Raw genomic sequence first — 16934 nt, 5'->3', positions numbered from 1 at the left:
CACCGAGTTTGCCTCGGCGGAACCCTTGGAAGTTTTTGCAGCCAAACCTATGCGGGCACCAGGCTGCACACAACTTCAAAATGATGGGTCATCGGGAAAGCATCCACCAGTGCCATCCGCTCAACCACATACCCATTGTTTCCCCAGCTAGCAAGGTCTCGCGCAAAGGTAGCTGGATCGCATCCAATATGAATTACGCGCTGCGGGTTGTACTGCGCAATATCTTCAACAACGTGCGCACCTGCACCCGTTCTGGGAGGGTCGAGGACGACAAGGCCTGGATCCGCGAAACCAATAAGTCCTGTTTCAACTGGGTGGCTATGCACCGTAACATCAAAGCCTGACAGGCACTGTTGCTTTTCTTGGGTTGCGGCAACCGAGTAATCAACACTGTCAATATGTGGGTGGCCACCCATCGCTTTGCTTATCGACGGCACAAACACCCCCACCCCGCCATACAAATCCCACCCAATTGGCCGCTCATAATCATCGGCTGCCCAATCGGTGATGTAACGGGAGTACGTTGCCGGCGCGGCACTGTGTGCCTGCCAGAATGCGGTTGGCGGGAAGACAAATTCAAAGTCTTCTACCTGTCCCCCGGCTTCCACGGGCACTACTTCTGTGACGGCCATATCACCTTCAATAACCGTTTCCATCCACTCAATGCGTCGCCCGCGCTGAGCCTTGGCGGTTTCAACAACATGGCGCTGACCGTGGGAATCCATCACCACGACAAGTTCTGCCCCCGGCGTGAAGGTGCGCGCGCCTGGCCCGACGATTCCATCCAAAGCTCCCGGGACCACCTGCGTGCAGGCGACATCCGCAACGATGTCATTGCTACGGGCTTTGCGTACCCCGGCGCGACCATCCTGGCCTACCCCCAAGCGAGTGCGCGTGCGCCAACCGAGTGTTGGTTCAAGCGTTTCTTCCTCAAGATCAATGGCAAGATCAAAGCCCCGAAGCACCAGGCTGGACTCGGTATGGTGAACCAGCTGCCCGATGAGAACCTCACGTTTGAAGCGCTGTTGTGCCGCCGGCGCGATGTGCGAGTAATCGCAGCAGCCCGCGCCCGCAGCGGCAGCTGGGCAGGCATGCTCCACACGGTCTGGGGAAGGTTCAAGAACCTCCACTACATCAGCCCGCGCCCAACGCTTTTTCACCCGATCAAGCGTGACGCTCACAGTGTCACCCGGAATGGCCCCACCAATAAAGACGACGCGACTATCAGGTGCGTACGCAACCGCCTCGCCGCCATGAGCCATCGCATGGGGTCGCAACGTCAGCGTGGCACCACGAGTGAGGTCCCCTGAAGGGTCAGACATTAGTTCTCATTCTCCGGGTGTTGTGCCTGCTGGGCCTGCTGCGCCATTGCCTGCTGCAACTGCGCTGCCAACGGGGCGGGGATTTCCACCGGCAGAGAATTTCCCGCCAGAACCGGGGTGGTGCCACGGTAAATGAACGAGCGGGCGATAACACCGCGCGCCAACTCTGCCAGATCGTCTTCCTTGCCGTGCGGGGCAGCCAGCGTCATGCGGTAGAGCCAACGCGGGCCTTCCACACCGATGATGCGGATAACGCCGTTGTCCCCACTGCCAACAACCTCACGGCCCCACGGACCGGTTTCAAATTCGGCGGGCATGCCTTCACCGCGCATCCCCTCGGCAATCTCGTCGGAGGACTCCTCCCACATCCCGCCAGAGTTCGGTGCGGCGAACGCCACTGGAGTCATCCGGCCAAACTCCGTCACCACATGCAACATGCGTGGGCCGTTCTCCCCCATTTCCACCTGCACCTGGGAGTTCTTTGGCAACGGCAGCGCAATGGAGCCCAAGTTCAACACACCATCAGAGACATCGCTGAAATCGAAGTCATTGATATCCACGTTGTCCCCATCAAATGGGCCGGACTCCCCGCCAATCGCGTCGTGTGGGATGGACACCGGATCCGTACTCGAATCAGCAACACCAACAGAAGGTTCAGTGTCAGTGGTGTCTAGGGCGTCGGTGGACTCCTGTGCGACGTCGATAAGCTCCTTGGCTTCTGCCTGATCCTCATTGGATACTTCTGCTTGCTTCTTCTTGCCAAATGGCCACAGTGCCATGATCTTCCTCGCTTTAGTCGTTGTTGAAAGGGTGTAGGGATGGGGATGTCTTAGGAAAAAGAGTGAACACCAGTGGAGCCGTAGCCGCCCGCACCGCGTTCCGTCTCATCCAAGTCCTCCACCTCGACGAAGTCCGGCAATTCCACGCGCTGAACAACCAGCTGGGCGATGCGCATGCCACGCGTTACCTCAAAAGGCGTGTCCCTGTCCGTGTTCAGTAGGCAGACCTTGATTTCCCCACGGTAATCCGCATCAATCGTGCCCGGGGTGTTCACAATGGTCACGCCATGCTTTGCAGCCAAACCGGAACGCGGATGAACCAAACCGACAGTGCCCAGCGGCAAAGCCAATGCAATACCCGTACCCACGAGCTTGCGCTCTCCCGGGGCAAGGGTCAGGTCTTCCGTTGCATGAAGATCAACCCCCGCATCACCACGATGCGCGCGCTGTGGCAACGGCAAATCAGGGTCAAGCCGCTTCAGCGGAATCGGGCCGATACTGCTAAGTCCAGAAATATTCGTCGTATCTGTCACGCGCCCCACACTACGTCACCCGCTACCTTCTGCGCGCGAGTGCGCCGGGGATCACATGGGCAACGCGGGTACAGAATGTTCAAGCATGAGAAGGATGCCTAACATAGGAGCCGTGAGTGAGAACAACGAGTCAGCCAACGCAACCACTGCACCGACTGTGAACCCGGCCACGAGCACCGTGCTCTATTCCGAACGCCAATGGGTGCCCGTGTGGTGGTGGGTATTGGCCGCTGCTTTTGCTGGACTCATGGGAGCGCAGGTCGGACACAACCGCTCATTGGTGTACTTGATCGCCACATTCCTCATCGTGGGCGCACTCTTGGCGTGGTACCTCACCTACTTGTCCTCAACCGTGGTGAAGGTGGAGCAAGACTCCGATGGAACACGATGGCTCGTGGTCGGCGATGCGAATTTGCCCAACACGGTTGTCTCCCGCTCCCTCGCCGTGCCCAAAACTGCGAAGCAAAATGCGCTCGGCCGGCAGCTCGACCCCGCCGCTTACTTAGTCCACCATGCATGGGTGAAGGAGCTGGCACTACTCGTCCTAGATGACCCAGAGGACCCCACGCCGTACTGGCTCATCTCCACAAAGAACCCCGAAGCACTCCTGCGCGCATTCGTGCCTGACCAAGCCGATGCGGCGGTGGAGCCGCTCAGCCGGTAACCCCCTACTGCCTCCCCTCCGGGGAATTACTCGCAGTCGAGGCAGATCTTGGCGCCGTTGTCGTCCGTGTGGCCGAGGCGGTTGTTCTTCTGCACAAGGAAGCAAGAGGCACAGGTGAACTCATTGTCCTGCTTCGGCACAACGGACACGTTGAGTTCCTCGCCGGTGAGATCCACCGTTGGCGGATCAAATGCGTCCACGACTTCCCCGTCATCATCCATGCTGCTGCCAGCAGCTTCGGCCGCCTTCAGGCCTTCGAGCGAGTCCGTCTCAATCTCGTCATCGAGGCGCCGGCGGGGAGCATCATAATCAGTGGCCACTAAGGGGTCTCCTTCTGATACTTTCTGTGCCCTGCATGACCGTGTTCCGCTGCGCGGAAGCAGTCGATGCAATGACCTTTATTGCGTACTTTCGACGCGATACTAAATCACGATTGCCTAGATGTCATGTTTCCCCCGCGGAGGGTAGTTTCGGCGTGTCGCCACACGGGAGTGAATGTGGCATTCCAGATAGCTCTTCACGCGCTTCCGTGCTGGTCAAAAGACTCCCCTCACTAGAGATCTTGCGCGCCATAATGCTAGTGTTGGTGACACGTCACATAAAGGGAGGGATTGAGGATGCGCATTGGAATCCTGGGCGCGGGCAAACTTGGCACCGTCCTAGGCAGACTCGCCGTCGCAGCAGGGCATGACACAACGTTGGCCAGCTCCGGTGATCCAGCAGCAATCGAGCTCATCGTCAGCGCCCTCGTGCCCGGCGCGCGTACCGCTACGGTCCGAGAGGTCGCGGATACTGCCGATGTTGTGATCCTCGCGCTTCCCCTCCGCAACTTCCGCCAGTTACCCGCACATGCACTAGCCGGAAAGCTCGTAATTGATGCCATGAATTACTGGTGGGAAACGGACGGCCATGACCCCGAACTGGCCGAGGCACATTCTTCACGGCTGGTGCAAGAACATCTGAAGGATTCCCGCGTGGTCAAGGCTTTCAACCACATGGGTTACCACGACCTCGATGAGGGCCCTGGCACTGGCAAAGCCATCGCTGTCGCGGGTGACAGCGCAGAGGACGTCGCCCTCGTGGGCACGCTCGTTCGCGACTTCGGTTTTGAGCCATTGTCGCTAGATTCCCTCGACGCTGGCATCGCTTTACAGCCCGGCTATCCAGCGTTCGGCGCGAATGTGGACGCACTAACACTGCGCACACTGTTGATTGACCATGAGAAGGAGATGCCATGACCACGTTAGATCCCACAGCTATTGAGTTCGGCCTAGATACGTTCGGCGACCTACCGCGTGAGGCGGATGGCTCCCTGTTCACGCACGCGAAGGCTATCCGCGCAACGTTGGAGGAAGCCGTCCTTGCGGATTCCATTGGGGTGGACACCTTCACCGTTGGTGAGCACCACCGGCCGGATTACGCCATCTCTTCCCCACCAACGATGTTGGCTGGAATTGCTACTGCCACGAAGCGCATGAAATTGGCTTCAGGCGTGACTGTGCTCTCCTCCGATGATCCGGTACGCGTGTTTGAGCAGTTTGCCACCCTTGACGCATTGTCCAATGGTCGCGCGGAGGTCATTCTTGGGCGTGGCTCCTTCACGGAATCGTTTCCTCTGTTCGGCTACAAGCTGGAGGACTACAACCGCCTGTTTGAGGAAAAGCTCAATCTGTGGGCGGAGATTGTTAAGGAGGAGCCAGTTACCTGGTCCGGGCACACGCGTCCCGCACTGGAGAACGCGGACTTGTACCCGAAGACGGAACGTGGCCTGACCACGTGGATTGGTGTTGGTGGTTCACCGGAATCTGTGGTGCGCACTGCACGTTATGGTTTCCGCCTCATGCTAGCGATCATCGGCGGGGCACCTGTGCGTTTCAAACCCTACGTAGACCTGTACAAGCAGGCCACCGAGCAACTTGGTACCGCCGCTCATCCCGTGGGCGTGCACTCCCCCGGCTTTGTTGCGGATACTGATGAGGAAGCCAAGGAGATCATCTTCGAGGAGTACGCCGCCGCCCAGCACCGCATCGGTGTCACTCGTGGGTGGCCGCCACTAACCCGTGACCGGTTTGAGGCGGAAATCAACCATGGCGCACTCACCGTGGGATCCCCCGAGACCGTGGCAAAGAAGATCGCCAACACCGTTCGCACCCTCGATCTTGGGCGCTACGACATGGTCTACTCCACCGTTGGACACATTCCGCATTCCGCCCGAATGCGCTCCGTGGAGCTTTACGGCACCAAGGTCATTCCACTCGTGCGCGACATGCTCGCCGAAAGCTAATGCTGGACCCGCGCCGTGGGCCCCGGGTTCCGGCGCGGTTTCAACGTGGCATTGGGGAGCTTCGGCGCCGGCAACCAACTCATTCCGTCACCATTTTTACCGGGGCCACCGAGGCCTACATACCCCTCAACTTCACCGAATCGCTCTGACCTGTCCTGCCACTGGGCGCGTGCTGTTTTGATCTCTTCATAGTCACGGCCGATGAAGTTCCACCACATCACAATCTCTTCCTCAAAGGGCGTACCACCAATGAGTACGGCATAAACCCACTCATCCGTGGTGTTGTGAATACGCATCGCTGTCTCCCCCACGCCCATGTAGCCAATTGCGCGCGCTGGGAGTGGGATGTTTTCCAGGTGGATCCCAGGGACGTCGACAAGCAATCCATGCTCAAAGTCAGGATTGAGCGCCAGTTCAACCTCAGCACCTGGCGCAATGCGAAGTTCAACCCCAAGAAGAGGGCTATGCGTATCGACGGGGCTTCGCTCACCCCCGAATTCCCCCAAGAACACCCGCATCACTCCCGTTGGCTGGGCTGCGGGACCAAGCGTGACCTCCGGTGGCACGTAATGTTCAAATGCTCGTGGAGCGGTACGCCGGGCATCTTCCGGCAGCGCGATCCACAACTGCACACCATGGAGGACGGATGTGTCCGCGGTTGAAGTTTCGGAGTGGCAAATCCCCTCGCCCGCCGTCATGAGATTCACTTCACCGGGATGCACCACACCGCGCCCACCACCGGAATCAATGTGTGCGATCTTCCCCTGAAACAACCAGGACACCGTCTGCAACCCGCAGTGTGGATGTGGGGCGACATCCATCCCACCAGTAACTGCAACGCCATCGGGGCCGTAATGGTCAACGAAGCACCATGCCCCAATCATCGGTCGCTGTCGATGCGGAATCGTGCGGTGCACCTTCATTCCACGTGGACCACCGAGTGGCACATCCCGCGGCAGGATGACCTCCACGGGCCTGAAATCATCCGCTCTAGACTGAGCTGCCAACATGTGCTGTTCATCCTGATTCATACTGTTCCAATCGGCACACTAACGCAGAGGCTCAAACGCCCCCGCCGAAGCCAGCGTCTCACGGAATTCCTCCCACACACCCGGCGCGGCGGCTGCGGTTAGTTCGCCGTCTTTACCGGACGCGCTTAGCCCTGGGTGCTGCACGTACGCACCGGCTTCCGCAGCGATGAGCGCCCCAGCGGCGTAATCCCACGGGTGGATTCCGTGCTCGTAGTAGGCGTTGACGGTGCCTTCCGCTAATGCACACAAGTCAAGCGCAGCCGACCCCATACGCCGAATGTCGCGTACCTGTGGGAGAAGTTCAGTGATGATCGTGGCCTGCTGCGCACGCCATTCGGGGGTGTAGGAAAAACCAGTGGCAACGAGCGCATGGCTGACGCTGTCGGGCTGCTGGGGCGCACAGGTGAGTTGGTGCCATTCTTCATCACTCTCCACGAAGGCCCCCTCCCCTTTGCGCGCGATGAATGTGCGCCCAGTAGCCACGTTGATCACCACAGCAGCAAGCAGGTCATCACCGGCAGCTGCAGCAATAGAAATCGCGTACTGCGGGATTCCGTAGAGGAAATTCACGGTGCCATCGATGGGATCCACGATCCAGCGGACACCGGAGTGGGAATCAAGAGATGTGCCTTCCTCCCCGACGATGCCATCATCAGGCCGCAGCTCCGTGAGAGTGTGCGTGATGTACGCCTCCGACTCTTTATCCACCACCGTCACTGGGTCAACGTCGGAGGATTTTGTTTCGGTTGTGCGTGCCAACGCGCCCGATGTGACGAGTTCCTCGCGTCGGGTGCGCACGAGTTCCGCTGCACCAAGCGCTGCTTCCAAGGCCACGGCTAGCAGTTCAGTCGTGTCATAGTCCATGTGATTTTCTGTGCCAGTCATCGTGCCCAACCTTAGGTGAGATTGATAGGTAAACTCGGCCGGTATGAATAACGGGAATCTCCCCGCAGGTGGGAACTACTGTTGCGGCATCGATATTGGTGGCTCCGGCGTCAAGGGCGCTTTGGTCAACATGGACACCGGTGAGTTTGTTACGGAGCGCATCAAGATTGAAACTCCGCAACCAGCCACTCCTGAGGCGGTTGCAAGGACGGTCGCGGAGATCGTCGACAAGCTGGAGTGGGACGGCCCGGTGGGCATCTGCATGCCAACAGTGGTGAAGGATCAGGTTGCGCGCCTCGCCGCGAATATTGATTCCTCATGGATTGGCACCAACGTCCACGACCTCTTCGAGGAGCACCTGCCTGGCCGCAGCATTGCAGTGCTTAATGACGCGGATGCGGCAGGCCTCGCCGAAGTTGCCTTCGGCGATGAGCTTGCCCGGTCTGGTGCTGTTCTCTTCCTCACCTTCGGCACTGGCATTGGTTCCGCTTTCCTGGTGGATGGCACACTGTTCCCCAACACCGAAATTGGTCACATGATGGTGGGCAAAAAGGAAGCAGAGCACCAGGCGTCATCCGCTGTACGGGACCGCGAAGAACTCAGCTACAAACAGTGGGCAAAGCGCGTGGATAAAGTGCTCAAAGAATACGAGCGGCTGTTTAACCCCAACGCTTTTGTTGTTGGCGGTGGTATCTCCCGCAAGGCCGATAAATGGGTGCCCTACCTCACCGTTGACACACCGGTTGTCCCCGCCCAGCTCCGCAACCGCGCAGGTATTGTCGGTGCAGCAATGGCCGTGACCAAAGATGTCGCACCGTAGCGGATAAACCCCTGAAAGAAAAACCACAAAACAGTGGCGAAGCTCAGCTGTGCGTGCGTATGCTGTACGGTTGTCCTTTAACCACTGGTCGTCTTGCCTATCTCCATGGGATGGCAAAATAGACTTCAGCATGTGAGGTTGTTGGATTCACCCCGCGGGGCTTGACCCCCGTCAACGCAAATGCGCGTACCGTGGGGGCGGACAACATCCATTAGCAGTGATGAGTGCACGAAAGGTCGTACGTGGCAGCTAGCACCCCTTCCAGCAAGAAGAGCCCTGAAACCGCCGACGCGGCAACCCAGGCCCCCGGTGACACCGGGGCGGCTTCTCCTGCGCGCGCAACCGCCAAGAAGGCTGCAAAAAAGACCGCAAAGAAAACCGCCAAGAAGGCAGTGAAGAAAGCCGCACCAAAGACGGCGAAAAAGACTGTGAAAAAGACGGCACGGAAGACCGCGGCGAAGAAGACCACTGCCAAGGCTGCCGCCTCGACCACTGCTGCTGCTGACAATGCGGATGTGGCAGCCGCTGAAGAGTCTACGACGGTCGCGCCGGCGAAAAAGGTGGCGAAGAAGACGGTAAAGAAGGCTGTTAAAAAGACAGCAAAGAAGACCGCTAAGAAAACAGCCCGGAAGACCACGGCGAAGAAGACCGTGCGTAAAACGGCTGCGAAGAAGACAGTGAAGAAGACTGTTGCAGCGCAGGCCACGAAGGCAGACGAGCTGGAGGACGAGCTCGATGCCGATGAGGCAGATGCCGCGGATGACGTGGATGATGCACTGATCGATGATGACATCGACGGCGATGAGCTGGATGATGATTATGATCCGGAGCTCGCTGAGGATGAGGACCTCGATGATGAGGACGAGGTCGTCGACGATGAGGACGAAGAAGAGGATGACTCTGAATTCGTACCTGAGCTCGGCCAGGAAAGCGAGGCCGGTGAGTCCGCACCGGCTGGAGCCGCGGATGAGGATGAGGATGATGCTGGCAACTCGGCACCGTCTGTCTGGGACATCGAAGAGTCCGCTGCACTGCGCCAGGCGCGCAAGGATGCACAGCTCACCGCCTCTGCTGACTCGGTTCGTGCGTACCTGAAGCAGATTGGCAAGGTCGCCCTGCTGGACGCTGAGCAGGAGGTCTCCCTGGCTAAGCGGATCGAGGCTGGGCTCTACGCCCAGTACCGCCTGGATGAGATGCAACGTGCCGCCGATGAGGGCGACAAGGATGCCAAGCTCACCCCTGCCGTGAAGCGTGACCTGCGCGCCGTGGCACGTGATGGCCGTAAGGCAAAGAATCACCTGCTAGAGGCAAACCTGCGCCTGGTGGTCTCTTTGGCTAAGCGCTACACCGGCCGCGGTATGGCTTTCCTGGACCTCATTCAGGAAGGCAACCTGGGCCTCATCCGCGCGGTGGAGAAGTTTGACTACTCCAAGGGCTACAAGTTCTCCACGTATGCAACGTGGTGGATCCGCCAGGCCATTACCCGCGCCATGGCTGACCAGGCACGCACCATTCGTATTCCGGTGCACATGGTCGAGGTCATCAACAAACTTGGCCGCATTCAGCGTGAGCTGCTGCAGGACCTTGGCCGTGAGCCGACCCCGCAGGAGCTGGCGAAGGAAATGGACATCACTGAGGAAAAGGTGCTGGAGATCCAGCAGTATGCTCGTGAGCCCATCTCCTTGGACCAGACCATTGGTGACGAGGGCGATAGTCAGCTCGGTGACTTCATTGAGGATTCCGAGGCAGTCGTTGCCGTTGACGCCGTGTCCTTCACCTTGCTGCAGGATCAGCTCCAGGACGTGCTGCACACGCTTTCTGAGCGTGAAGCTGGCGTTGTGCGTTTGCGCTTCGGACTTACGGACGGTATGCCGCGCACGCTCGACGAGATCGGTCAGGTTTACGGCGTGACGCGTGAGCGTATCCGTCAGATCGAGTCGAAGACGATGTCGAAGCTGCGCCACCCGTCACGTTCGCAGGTGCTGCGCGATTACTTGGACTAGATCCGTCTTCCGTACTCCCCCCCTCCCCGGTGCTGTTCATTTCAGCCCGGGGAGTTACCAATCTCGCAGGTATGCGATGCGCTCACGCAGTTGTTCCGCGGTGCACAGTGCGGTGGGCGGACCACCACATGCTTTACGCACTTCCGTGTGGATAGCGCCATGTGGGCGCCCCGTGCGTGATGCAACAATAGATACGCGTGTGTTGAGCTCTTGCCTCAACGCTGGAATGTCTTCCGATGCGACGCCGCTCGAGGGCCTTTCGGTTATGCGCGTTCCCCCAAGCCCCGACCCACTCTGCTCCGCAGCCTCTTGCGCTGCCTTTTGCTTTTGCTGGGCTTTCTCCTCTGCTTCACGGGCATCAAGCTGATCGGCTTGGCGCTTACGCAGAAGGGTTTTCACTTGTTCTGCATCCAGCAGCCCTGGGAGGCCGAGGAAGTCTTGTTCCTCTTCCGTGCCTGCGAGGGTGGGCGTGCCATACGTGGAGCCATCAAAGATCAGGGAATCAAGCTCAGCGGAAGCACCGATGGACTCGTAGCTCGGTGCCTCATCTGGTTCGGTTTGCTGGCGATTGGCCTGCTCCAGCAATTCATCGGACCAACCCTGTTCGCGGTGAGGCTTGCCCAAGACGTGATCACGGGAGACTTCCATGTCCTCCGCCAAGCGAAGAAGCACCGGAACGGAAGGCAGGAAGATGGATGCGGACTCACCCGGAATGCGGGAACGCACAAAACGGCCAATCGCCTGGGCAAAAAATAGCGGTGTGGATGCTGATGTGGCGTACACACCAACCGCCAGGCGGGGAACGTCCACCCCCTCGGACACCATGCGCACTGCCACCATCCACTCGTCTTGGGAGGCAGAGAATTCGTCGATGCGTTTGGAAGACCCGGGTTCGTCGGAAAGCACCACGGTGACGGGCGTAGAGCTGATCTTTTGCAAGATCTTCGCGTACGCACGCGCGGTGGTTGTATCGGTGGCGATCACGAGCCCACCCGCATCCGGCATGTTCGCACGGATTTTCAGCAGACGAGTATGCGCTGCCTGGAGCACCGCAGCGATCCAATCCCCCTTCGGGTCAAGGGCTGTCTTCCACGCGCGTGCAGTTTGTGCCGCATCGAGTGGCTCCCCCAGCCGAGCTGAATATTCTTCGCCGGCGGAATCTCGCCACTGGGCTTCACCGCTGTAGGCCAGAAAGACTACGGGGCGCACAACGCCATCTTTGAGCGCTTCTGCGTAGCCGTAGGTGTAATCCGCGCGGGAGACAAGATGCCCTTCCCCATCTTCGGTGTAGGTAACAAAGGGGATCTGCGAATCATCAGACCGGAACGGCGTACCGGTGAGCGCTAGACGGTGCTCCACGTCATTGTATGCCTCGCGCACACCGTCACCCCAGCTCTTCGCATCGCCGGCATGGTGGATCTCATCCAAAATCACGAGAGTGCGACGAGCACTTGCTACCGCGTGGTGCTTGAACGGGTGCATGCCCACCTGGGCATAGGTGACCACGACGCCGTCATAGGCCGGGTTCACCGCCGACGAGTTAGTAAACGCCGGATCAAGCGACAAACCGAACCGCGCTGCCGCCTGGGACCACTGCACCTTGAGGTGTTCCGTGGGCACCACCACGATGATGCGCTCCACGGTCTTCTCCGCGTGCAGCATGCTGGCGAGCGTCAACGCAAAGGTGGTCTTTCCGGCACCGGGCGTAGCCACGGCAAGGAAATCCTTGGGCTTGTGCGCAAAGAATTGATCAAGGGCCTCCTGCTGCCAGAGACGAAGAGTCGGCCCCGCGGCGGCGTGGGTCACTTCCTGCGCAGCCCCTTGAAAATCCGCTCACAGTCCGGACAGACGGGCGAACCTGGCTTCGCCTGCTTACGCACAGGGAACGTCTCCCCGCACAGGGCGACAACCATGGCGCCGGAGACAGCGGAGTTGACGATCTGGTCTTTCTTTACGTAGTGGAAAAACTTCGGAGTGTCGTTGTCCTGCGAGGTGTCTTCGCGGACATCGGGCCGTTCGATCGTTTTGGTGGTTGTCTGAGTCACAGACACCATCATGCCTCATTCCCACGGTAAGTCGCATAAGCCGTGGGCACCGGTCTACCCTTGGTGCCTATGAGCACTGCCCACGGCGACAATGACGACAACATCATCGTCGATGCTGCCGTAACGGATTCCACGCAGGCGCAGCCATCAGCGACGTCCAAGCCACACAGGAAACTTCTGCACCGTCGCGCGCAGTTGATCACCAGCGCCCGTCGCTCCCCTTCAGAGAATCGTCGCTCCCGCGAAACCAAGTACTTGATTCTGCAGGGCCTACGTATCCCCTTCGTGCTGCTTTCCATCGCAGCAGTGTTGTGGTGGCACAACTGGTGGCTCGCACTCATCTTCTTCTGCATCTCCATCCCCTTGCCATGGATTTCCGTGGTCATTGCGAATGACAGCAATGAGGTACGGGACAAGCGGACACAGAATGTGTACAAGCCGGCCGCCGCACGCCACCAGATGCTTGTTGCCCACCAACAGGCACAATTGTCCTCTGGGCGCGCGGACAGTGGCGAGCACGATGAGAATCCAGGCACAATCGACCACATCTAGGCATACGTAGAAAGGCGACATCGTGTCCGCAGCTTTTTCGGCAGATATTGCACGGGAGTTAACCCGCGAATTGCGTGAGGCAGGCCTCACCGCGGATTCCATCGCCGCGCACCTGGGCCCAGATGCCACGGATGCGCTTTACCGGGGTGAGCCCGGCGCGGTGCTAGCTGCATGCGATGGGTCGCGCCTGTCTGATTTGATTCGGTTCTTTCTCTTGCGCCAGCCGTTCACGCCCACGGAGCTTGCGGACATACTCTCACCGCGTCTTGCTTTAGCGCTTATCGACGATGGATGGGCCACCACAACCCCCTCCGGTGACGTGACTGTCGCAGTTGATGTGCGCCCGCACGTCATCGCCGGTGAGGACAGATTTGTCTTTTCTGATTGTGATGCTTCGGTGACGCAACACGTTCCGGGGCCTGATCATGTTCTGGGTGTGGGTGCGGCGAGTTTGTCCTTGTTGTCCGCTACCCCGCTGACTCCTGTGGATTCCGTGTTGGATCTTGGCACTGGTTCGGGCGTTCAGGCTTTGGCTCAGTCTGGGTGTGCGCAGCGCGTGGTGGCCACAGATCTGCATGCACGTGCACTGGATTTTGCTCGTGCCACGATGGCCGGTGCCGGTGTGACCAACGTGGACATCCGCGAAGGCTCCTGGTTTGAACCTGTTATCGGGGAGAAATTCGACCGTATCGTTGCCAATCCCCCGTTCGTGGTGGGCCTTCCGGAGGTAGGCCACGTGTACCGGGATTCCGGTTTGAATCTCGATGGCGCCAGCGAGTTGGTGGTGCATACGGTGCCACAGCATCTTGCAGACAATGGCACCGCGTTCATTCTGGGCGCATGGATTCATGCTGATGATGAGCCGTGGGATCGTCGTGTGGCGTCCTGGTTCCCACAAACAGGAGTGTCGGCCTGGGTGTGCCAACGCGACATCGTGGACCCAGCTTTGTATGTATCCACCTGGCTTAAGGATGAATCTGTAGATCCGCGTTCCAAGGACGGGATTGAACGTACTCGTGCATGGCTGCAACACTTCCGCGATGCCGGTGTGCGTGCGGTGGGCTTTGGCTGGATCTTCATTCGGGATATTGGGGATGCGCCGAGTGAACTCACCTTTGAAACATTGGACCAGCCATTCACTGATCCCCTCGGCCCCGAGGTGGAGGAATACTTCATGCGAATGGAGTGGCTGCGCAGCTCGTCCCAAGAGGACATTTTGCAGTCGCGTTATGCTGTGCGACCTGGTGTTGCGCTAGAAGATGTGAGCGTGGCGGATGCGCATAACGGTATGGGCTTTGAGCCGAAGGTGAAGCGCTTGACCCGCACGGATGGGCCACGCTTCACTCACGATATCGATGATGCTGTGGCATCCATTGTCTCTGGACTGAATCCTGATGGCTTACCGTTGAGTGAGATCGTGGCGTTGTGGGCGGCAGCGCAGGGCCTCGATGACGCACAAGAAGAGGCACTGGCTGTGGAGGCCACCGGCATCGTCGTGGATTTGATCCGGCATGGTTTCGTCCTGCCCGCTGACCTGATCCGCCGCCACAGCGCTTAGAAGGAGCTATACCCACATGAAAGCTATTCTGACTCGCGTTACCCAAGCCTCCGTCACCGTTGACGGAGAGGTCGTCGGCGCGATTGACTGCCCCGACACCGGTGGCATCCTCGCCTTGGTGGGTATCGGCCGCAATGACAGCGATGACGCGTGGGAAGTGATGGCCCGAAAGATTGCGGAGCTTCGCATTCTTGAAGGTGAGGTCTCCGTAGAAGATACTGGCGCACCGGTGCTCTTGGTCAGCCAGTTCACTCTCATGGGGCAGACAAAGAAAGGACGCCGTCCTTCTTGGTCTGAGGCGGCACCAGGTGATGTTGCAGAGCCCGTCATCGGAAAGATTGCACGAGCTTTAACGGAGCGTGGCATCCACGTCGAACAGGGCCGCTTCGGAGCAATGATGGATGTTGCTTCCGTGAACTCAGGTCCTTTCACCGTTCTTGTTGAATGTTGAGCGTTTGCTGATAAAGTCCAACAGGTAGGTTTTAAACTCGTTTGCTCCTACATCGGGCCCACATTGAACCCAATGTGAGCAGCAAAAACAGACGTTCTTCAATTCTGGGAACAAAGCTGCCTGGTCCGGCGTTAATAGGTTAGATTCGCGAGACTTAAAGGAGCCCGATCACCATGACCCAACCCAATGTGGATCGTGTCGACAACAACGAGGAAAAGGTTGATCGCGGGAGCCGACGTAATCAGACGAATGACAACCCGTCGGCGGACCTTGTCCGCGTGTACCTCAACGGCATTGGCAAGACTGCTCTACTCAACGCCGAGGAGGAAGTGGAGCTCGCACAGCAGATTGAGGTCGGCCTGTACGCCCAGCATCTCCTCGATGATCCTGAGGTGAAGCTCACCCGCGCGAAGACCCGCGATCTGAAGATTTTGGCAAAGCAAGGCCGCAAGGCCCGCTCCCACCTGCTGGAAGCAAACCTCCGCCTGGTCGTCTCCTTGGCTAAGCGCTACACCGGCCGTGGCATGCCGCTTTTGGATCTCATCCAGGAGGGCAACCTTGGCCTCATCCGTGCGATGGAGAAGTTCGACTACGCAAAGGGCTTTAAGTTCTCCACCTACGCAACGTGGTGGATCCGCCAAGCTATCACTCGTGGCATGGCCGACCAGTCCCGCACGATTCGCCTCCCAGTCCACTTGGTAGAGCAGGTAAATAAGCTCTCCCGCATTCGCCGTGAGATGTACCAGTCCCTCGGCCGTGAACCCACGAATGAGGAGCTCTCGGAGGAATCCGGCATTGAGGAAGCCAAAATTGAGATGCTCCTGCGCCAGTCGCGCGATCCGGTGAGTCTGGACATGCCGGTGGGCGCGGACGAAGAAGCACCGTTGGGCGATTTCATTGAGGATGCAGAAGCGGCGGACGCTGAGGACGCTGTAGTCTCTGTGCTGCGGCACGATGACATCAATGACATCATCGGTGGCCTCGAGCAGCGCGAGCAAGATGTGATTCGTTTACGCTACGGCCTCGATGACGGTGTGCCTCGCACACTCGATCAGATTGGCCGCAAGTTCGGGCTATCACGCGAACGTGTGCGCCAAATCGAGCGCGAAGTGATGAGCAAACTTCGTGCTGGTGAACGCGCGGATCGCCTGCGCGACTACGCCTTCTAAAATACAAGTTTTTTCACCTCACCCGGCTTCCACTCTTTGCCTTGAGTGGACCGGGTGTTTGCCTGTCATACGCCCCGCGGCCACTATTCTCGGCTACCATTGGCCAGAGTTTGTCCTGCGATGAGTCCAAAAGGATATCTACTGTGAGAGATCTGGTTGACACCACCGAGATGTACCTGCGTACGGTCTACGAGCTGGAGGAAGAAGGCATCGTTCCGCTGCGCGCGCGTATCGCCGAACGCCTAGACCAGTCGGGCCCCACGGTGTCTCAGACGGTGGCACGCATGGAGCGTGACGGTCTCATCATTGTGGAGCATGACCGCTCTTTGTCCCTCACCCCGCGTGGCCGTGAGCTTGCAACCTCTGTGATGCGTAAGCACCGCTTGGCGGAGCGCCTCCTCACAGACGTGTTGGGATTGGACCTGAGCAAGGTTCACGCCGAGGCATGCCGTTGGGAGCATGTGATGAGTGAAGAGGTAGAGCGCAAGCTGATTGACGTGTTGGAGGATCCCACCCGCTCCCCCTTTGGCAACCCCATCCCAGCACTGAGTGAATTGGGATACGCGGCGGACAAGGAGTTCGACCTGGGCGTGCGGGTGAATGAGTTGAACCTCAACGAACCAGTCAAAGCTGAGGTCGTGCAGATCAATGAGATTCTTCAGCTTGATTCGGAGCAATACTCCTCTATTTGCCGCTTTGGTATCAATCGTGGCACCAAGGTGACGCTCACAGGCAAACCGCATGGTGCTGTGACTGTCACAACGGAGAATGGCTCGGAGATTGAGCTGACACCGGACCTGGTTCACGCGCTACGCGTGAAGAAGCTGGAGGGTTAAAC

18 protein-coding genes are annotated in these 16934 nt (G+C 58.8%); 10 read left to right on the top strand and 8 right to left on the bottom strand.

What is annotated here, in order from left to right; translation table 11 throughout:
- Positions 1-47: 47 nt before the first annotated feature.
- Genes QP994_RS05565 through dut form a run of 3 tightly spaced genes read right to left on the bottom strand, consistent with a single transcriptional unit; the run spans position 48 to position 2634 of the window.
- Positions 48-1322 (bottom strand): class I SAM-dependent RNA methyltransferase, encoded by a 1275-nt coding sequence (locus tag QP994_RS05565; protein WP_284865662.1) that lies wholly within the window; start codon positions 1320-1322, stop codon positions 48-50.
- Entirely contained in the window at positions 1322-2101 is a 780-nt protein-coding gene (locus QP994_RS05560) for a DUF3710 domain-containing protein (protein WP_284854793.1), read from the bottom strand. The genes QP994_RS05565 and QP994_RS05560 overlap by 1 nt, the downstream gene beginning before the upstream one ends.
- A gap of 50 nt (positions 2102-2151) precedes the next feature.
- Positions 2152-2634 carry a dUTP diphosphatase gene (dut, locus tag QP994_RS05555; protein ID WP_284854792.1) on the bottom strand — a complete coding sequence of 161 codons (483 nt, stop codon included), beginning with the start codon at positions 2632-2634 and terminating at the stop codon, positions 2152-2154.
- A 112-nt stretch (positions 2635-2746) separates the two neighbouring features.
- On the opposite strand from dut, the gene QP994_RS05550 reads away from it, so the two are divergent.
- Positions 2747-3298, top strand: a complete 552-nt coding sequence (locus tag QP994_RS05550; protein WP_284865661.1) for a DUF3093 domain-containing protein — start codon at positions 2747-2749, stop codon at positions 3296-3298.
- Between the two features lie 26 nt (positions 3299-3324).
- Here QP994_RS05550 and QP994_RS05545 read toward each other — a convergent pair whose 3' ends face one another.
- A complete protein-coding gene (locus tag QP994_RS05545) occupies positions 3325-3618 on the bottom strand; it encodes a DUF4193 domain-containing protein (protein WP_284854790.1) in 294 nt (97 codons plus the stop codon).
- Between the two features lie 297 nt (positions 3619-3915).
- Between QP994_RS05545 and QP994_RS05540 the strand changes: the two genes are divergently transcribed.
- A complete protein-coding gene (locus QP994_RS05540) occupies positions 3916-4536 on the top strand; it encodes an NADPH-dependent F420 reductase (protein WP_284854789.1) in 621 nt (206 codons plus the stop codon).
- Positions 4533-5582, top strand: coding sequence for an LLM class flavin-dependent oxidoreductase (locus QP994_RS05535; protein ID WP_284865660.1), 1050 nt, complete (start codon positions 4533-4535; stop codon positions 5580-5582). Before QP994_RS05540 ends, QP994_RS05535 begins: the two co-directional genes overlap by 4 nt.
- Here the strand turns inward: QP994_RS05535 and QP994_RS05530 are convergent.
- Together QP994_RS05530 and QP994_RS05525 are read right to left on the bottom strand one after the other, a co-directional pair.
- A complete protein-coding gene (locus QP994_RS05530; protein ID WP_284865659.1) occupies positions 5579-6613 on the bottom strand; it encodes a pirin family protein in 1035 nt (344 codons plus the stop codon). The two genes, QP994_RS05535 and QP994_RS05530, sit on opposite strands and share 4 nt — an antisense overlap.
- 18 nt (positions 6614-6631) lie before the next feature.
- Positions 6632-7498: an inositol monophosphatase family protein gene (locus tag QP994_RS05525; protein ID WP_284865658.1), complete on the bottom strand. Its 867-nt coding sequence runs from the start codon at positions 7496-7498 to the stop codon at positions 6632-6634.
- Positions 7499-7541: 43 nt separating this feature from the next.
- On the opposite strand from QP994_RS05525, the gene ppgK reads away from it, so the two are divergent.
- Together ppgK and QP994_RS05515 are read left to right on the top strand one after the other, a co-directional pair.
- Positions 7542-8318, top strand: coding sequence for a polyphosphate--glucose phosphotransferase (ppgK, locus tag QP994_RS05520; RefSeq protein ID WP_284865657.1), 777 nt, complete (start codon positions 7542-7544; stop codon positions 8316-8318).
- A gap of 242 nt (positions 8319-8560) precedes the next feature.
- Positions 8561-10321: an RNA polymerase sigma factor gene (locus QP994_RS05515; protein ID WP_502870012.1), complete on the top strand. Its 1761-nt coding sequence runs from the start codon at positions 8561-8563 to the stop codon at positions 10319-10321.
- 54 nt (positions 10322-10375) lie between these two features.
- Here the strand turns inward: QP994_RS05515 and QP994_RS05510 are convergent, their stop codons facing one another.
- Both QP994_RS05510 and QP994_RS05505 read right to left on the bottom strand, forming a co-directional pair.
- Positions 10376-12127, bottom strand: a complete 1752-nt coding sequence (locus QP994_RS05510) for a DEAD/DEAH box helicase (protein ID WP_284865656.1) — start codon at positions 12125-12127, stop codon at positions 10376-10378.
- On the bottom strand, positions 12124-12378 hold the full coding sequence (locus tag QP994_RS05505) for a DUF3039 domain-containing protein (RefSeq protein WP_420840183.1): 255 nt from the start codon (positions 12376-12378) through the stop codon (positions 12124-12126). Before QP994_RS05505 ends, QP994_RS05510 begins: the two co-directional genes overlap by 4 nt.
- A gap of 57 nt (positions 12379-12435) precedes the next feature.
- Here QP994_RS05505 and QP994_RS05500 point away from each other — a divergent pair, with 57 nt between their 5' ends.
- From QP994_RS05500 to QP994_RS05480, 5 genes are all read left to right on the top strand, one after another.
- Positions 12436-12918 (top strand): DUF3099 domain-containing protein, encoded by a 483-nt coding sequence (locus tag QP994_RS05500; protein ID WP_284854782.1) that lies wholly within the window; start codon positions 12436-12438, stop codon positions 12916-12918.
- A 22-nt stretch (positions 12919-12940) separates the two neighbouring features.
- Positions 12941-14476 (top strand): DUF7782 domain-containing protein, encoded by a 1536-nt coding sequence (locus QP994_RS05495; protein ID WP_284865655.1) that lies wholly within the window; start codon positions 12941-12943, stop codon positions 14474-14476.
- 16 nt (positions 14477-14492) lie between these two features.
- Positions 14493-14927 (top strand): D-aminoacyl-tRNA deacylase, encoded by a 435-nt coding sequence (dtd, locus tag QP994_RS05490; protein ID WP_284854780.1) that lies wholly within the window; start codon positions 14493-14495, stop codon positions 14925-14927.
- 173 nt (positions 14928-15100) lie between these two features.
- The gene (locus QP994_RS05485) at positions 15101-16096 is read left to right on the top strand and encodes a sigma-70 family RNA polymerase sigma factor (RefSeq protein WP_284854779.1); all 996 of its coding nucleotides are present in this window, start codon (positions 15101-15103) and stop codon (positions 16094-16096) included.
- Between the two features lie 143 nt (positions 16097-16239).
- Positions 16240-16932, top strand: coding sequence for an iron-dependent transcriptional repressor DtxR (locus QP994_RS05480; protein ID WP_284854778.1), 693 nt, complete (start codon positions 16240-16242; stop codon positions 16930-16932).
- Positions 16933-16934: the final 2 nt, after the last annotated feature.

The sequence above is a fragment of the Corynebacterium sp. MSK044 genome, from assembly GCF_030232825.1.
In the GTDB taxonomy this organism is placed as follows: Bacteria; Actinomycetota; Actinomycetes; order Mycobacteriales; family Mycobacteriaceae; genus Corynebacterium.
The sequence above is the reverse complement of the archived record's forward strand: the minus strand, read 5'-3'. Positions and strand labels throughout refer to the sequence as shown.

Coding starts and splice junctions, on each gene's coding strand:
- QP994_RS05565 (WP_284865662.1), bottom strand. CDS start 1,322: ATGTCTGACCCTTCAGGGGACCTCACTCGTGGTGCCACGCTGACGTTG.
- QP994_RS05560 (WP_284854793.1), bottom strand. CDS start 2,101: ATGGCACTGTGGCCATTTGGCAAGAAGAAGCAAGCAGAAGTATCCAAT.
- QP994_RS05540 (WP_284854789.1), top strand. CDS start 3,916: ATGCGCATTGGAATCCTGGGCGCGGGCAAACTTGGCACCGTCCTAGGC.
- QP994_RS05535 (WP_284865660.1), top strand. CDS start 4,533: ATGACCACGTTAGATCCCACAGCTATTGAGTTCGGCCTAGATACGTTC.
- QP994_RS05530 (WP_284865659.1), bottom strand. CDS start 6,613: ATGAATCAGGATGAACAGCACATGTTGGCAGCTCAGTCTAGAGCGGAT.
- QP994_RS05525 (WP_284865658.1), bottom strand. CDS start 7,498: ATGACTGGCACAGAAAATCACATGGACTATGACACGACTGAACTGCTA.
- ppgK (WP_284865657.1), top strand. CDS start 7,542: ATGAATAACGGGAATCTCCCCGCAGGTGGGAACTACTGTTGCGGCATC.
- QP994_RS05505 (WP_420840183.1), bottom strand. CDS start 12,378: ATGATGGTGTCTGTGACTCAGACAACCACCAAAACGATCGAACGGCCC.
- QP994_RS05500 (WP_284854782.1), top strand. CDS start 12,436: ATGAGCACTGCCCACGGCGACAATGACGACAACATCATCGTCGATGCT.
- dtd (WP_284854780.1), top strand. CDS start 14,493: ATGAAAGCTATTCTGACTCGCGTTACCCAAGCCTCCGTCACCGTTGAC.
- QP994_RS05485 (WP_284854779.1), top strand. CDS start 15,101: ATGACCCAACCCAATGTGGATCGTGTCGACAACAACGAGGAAAAGGTT.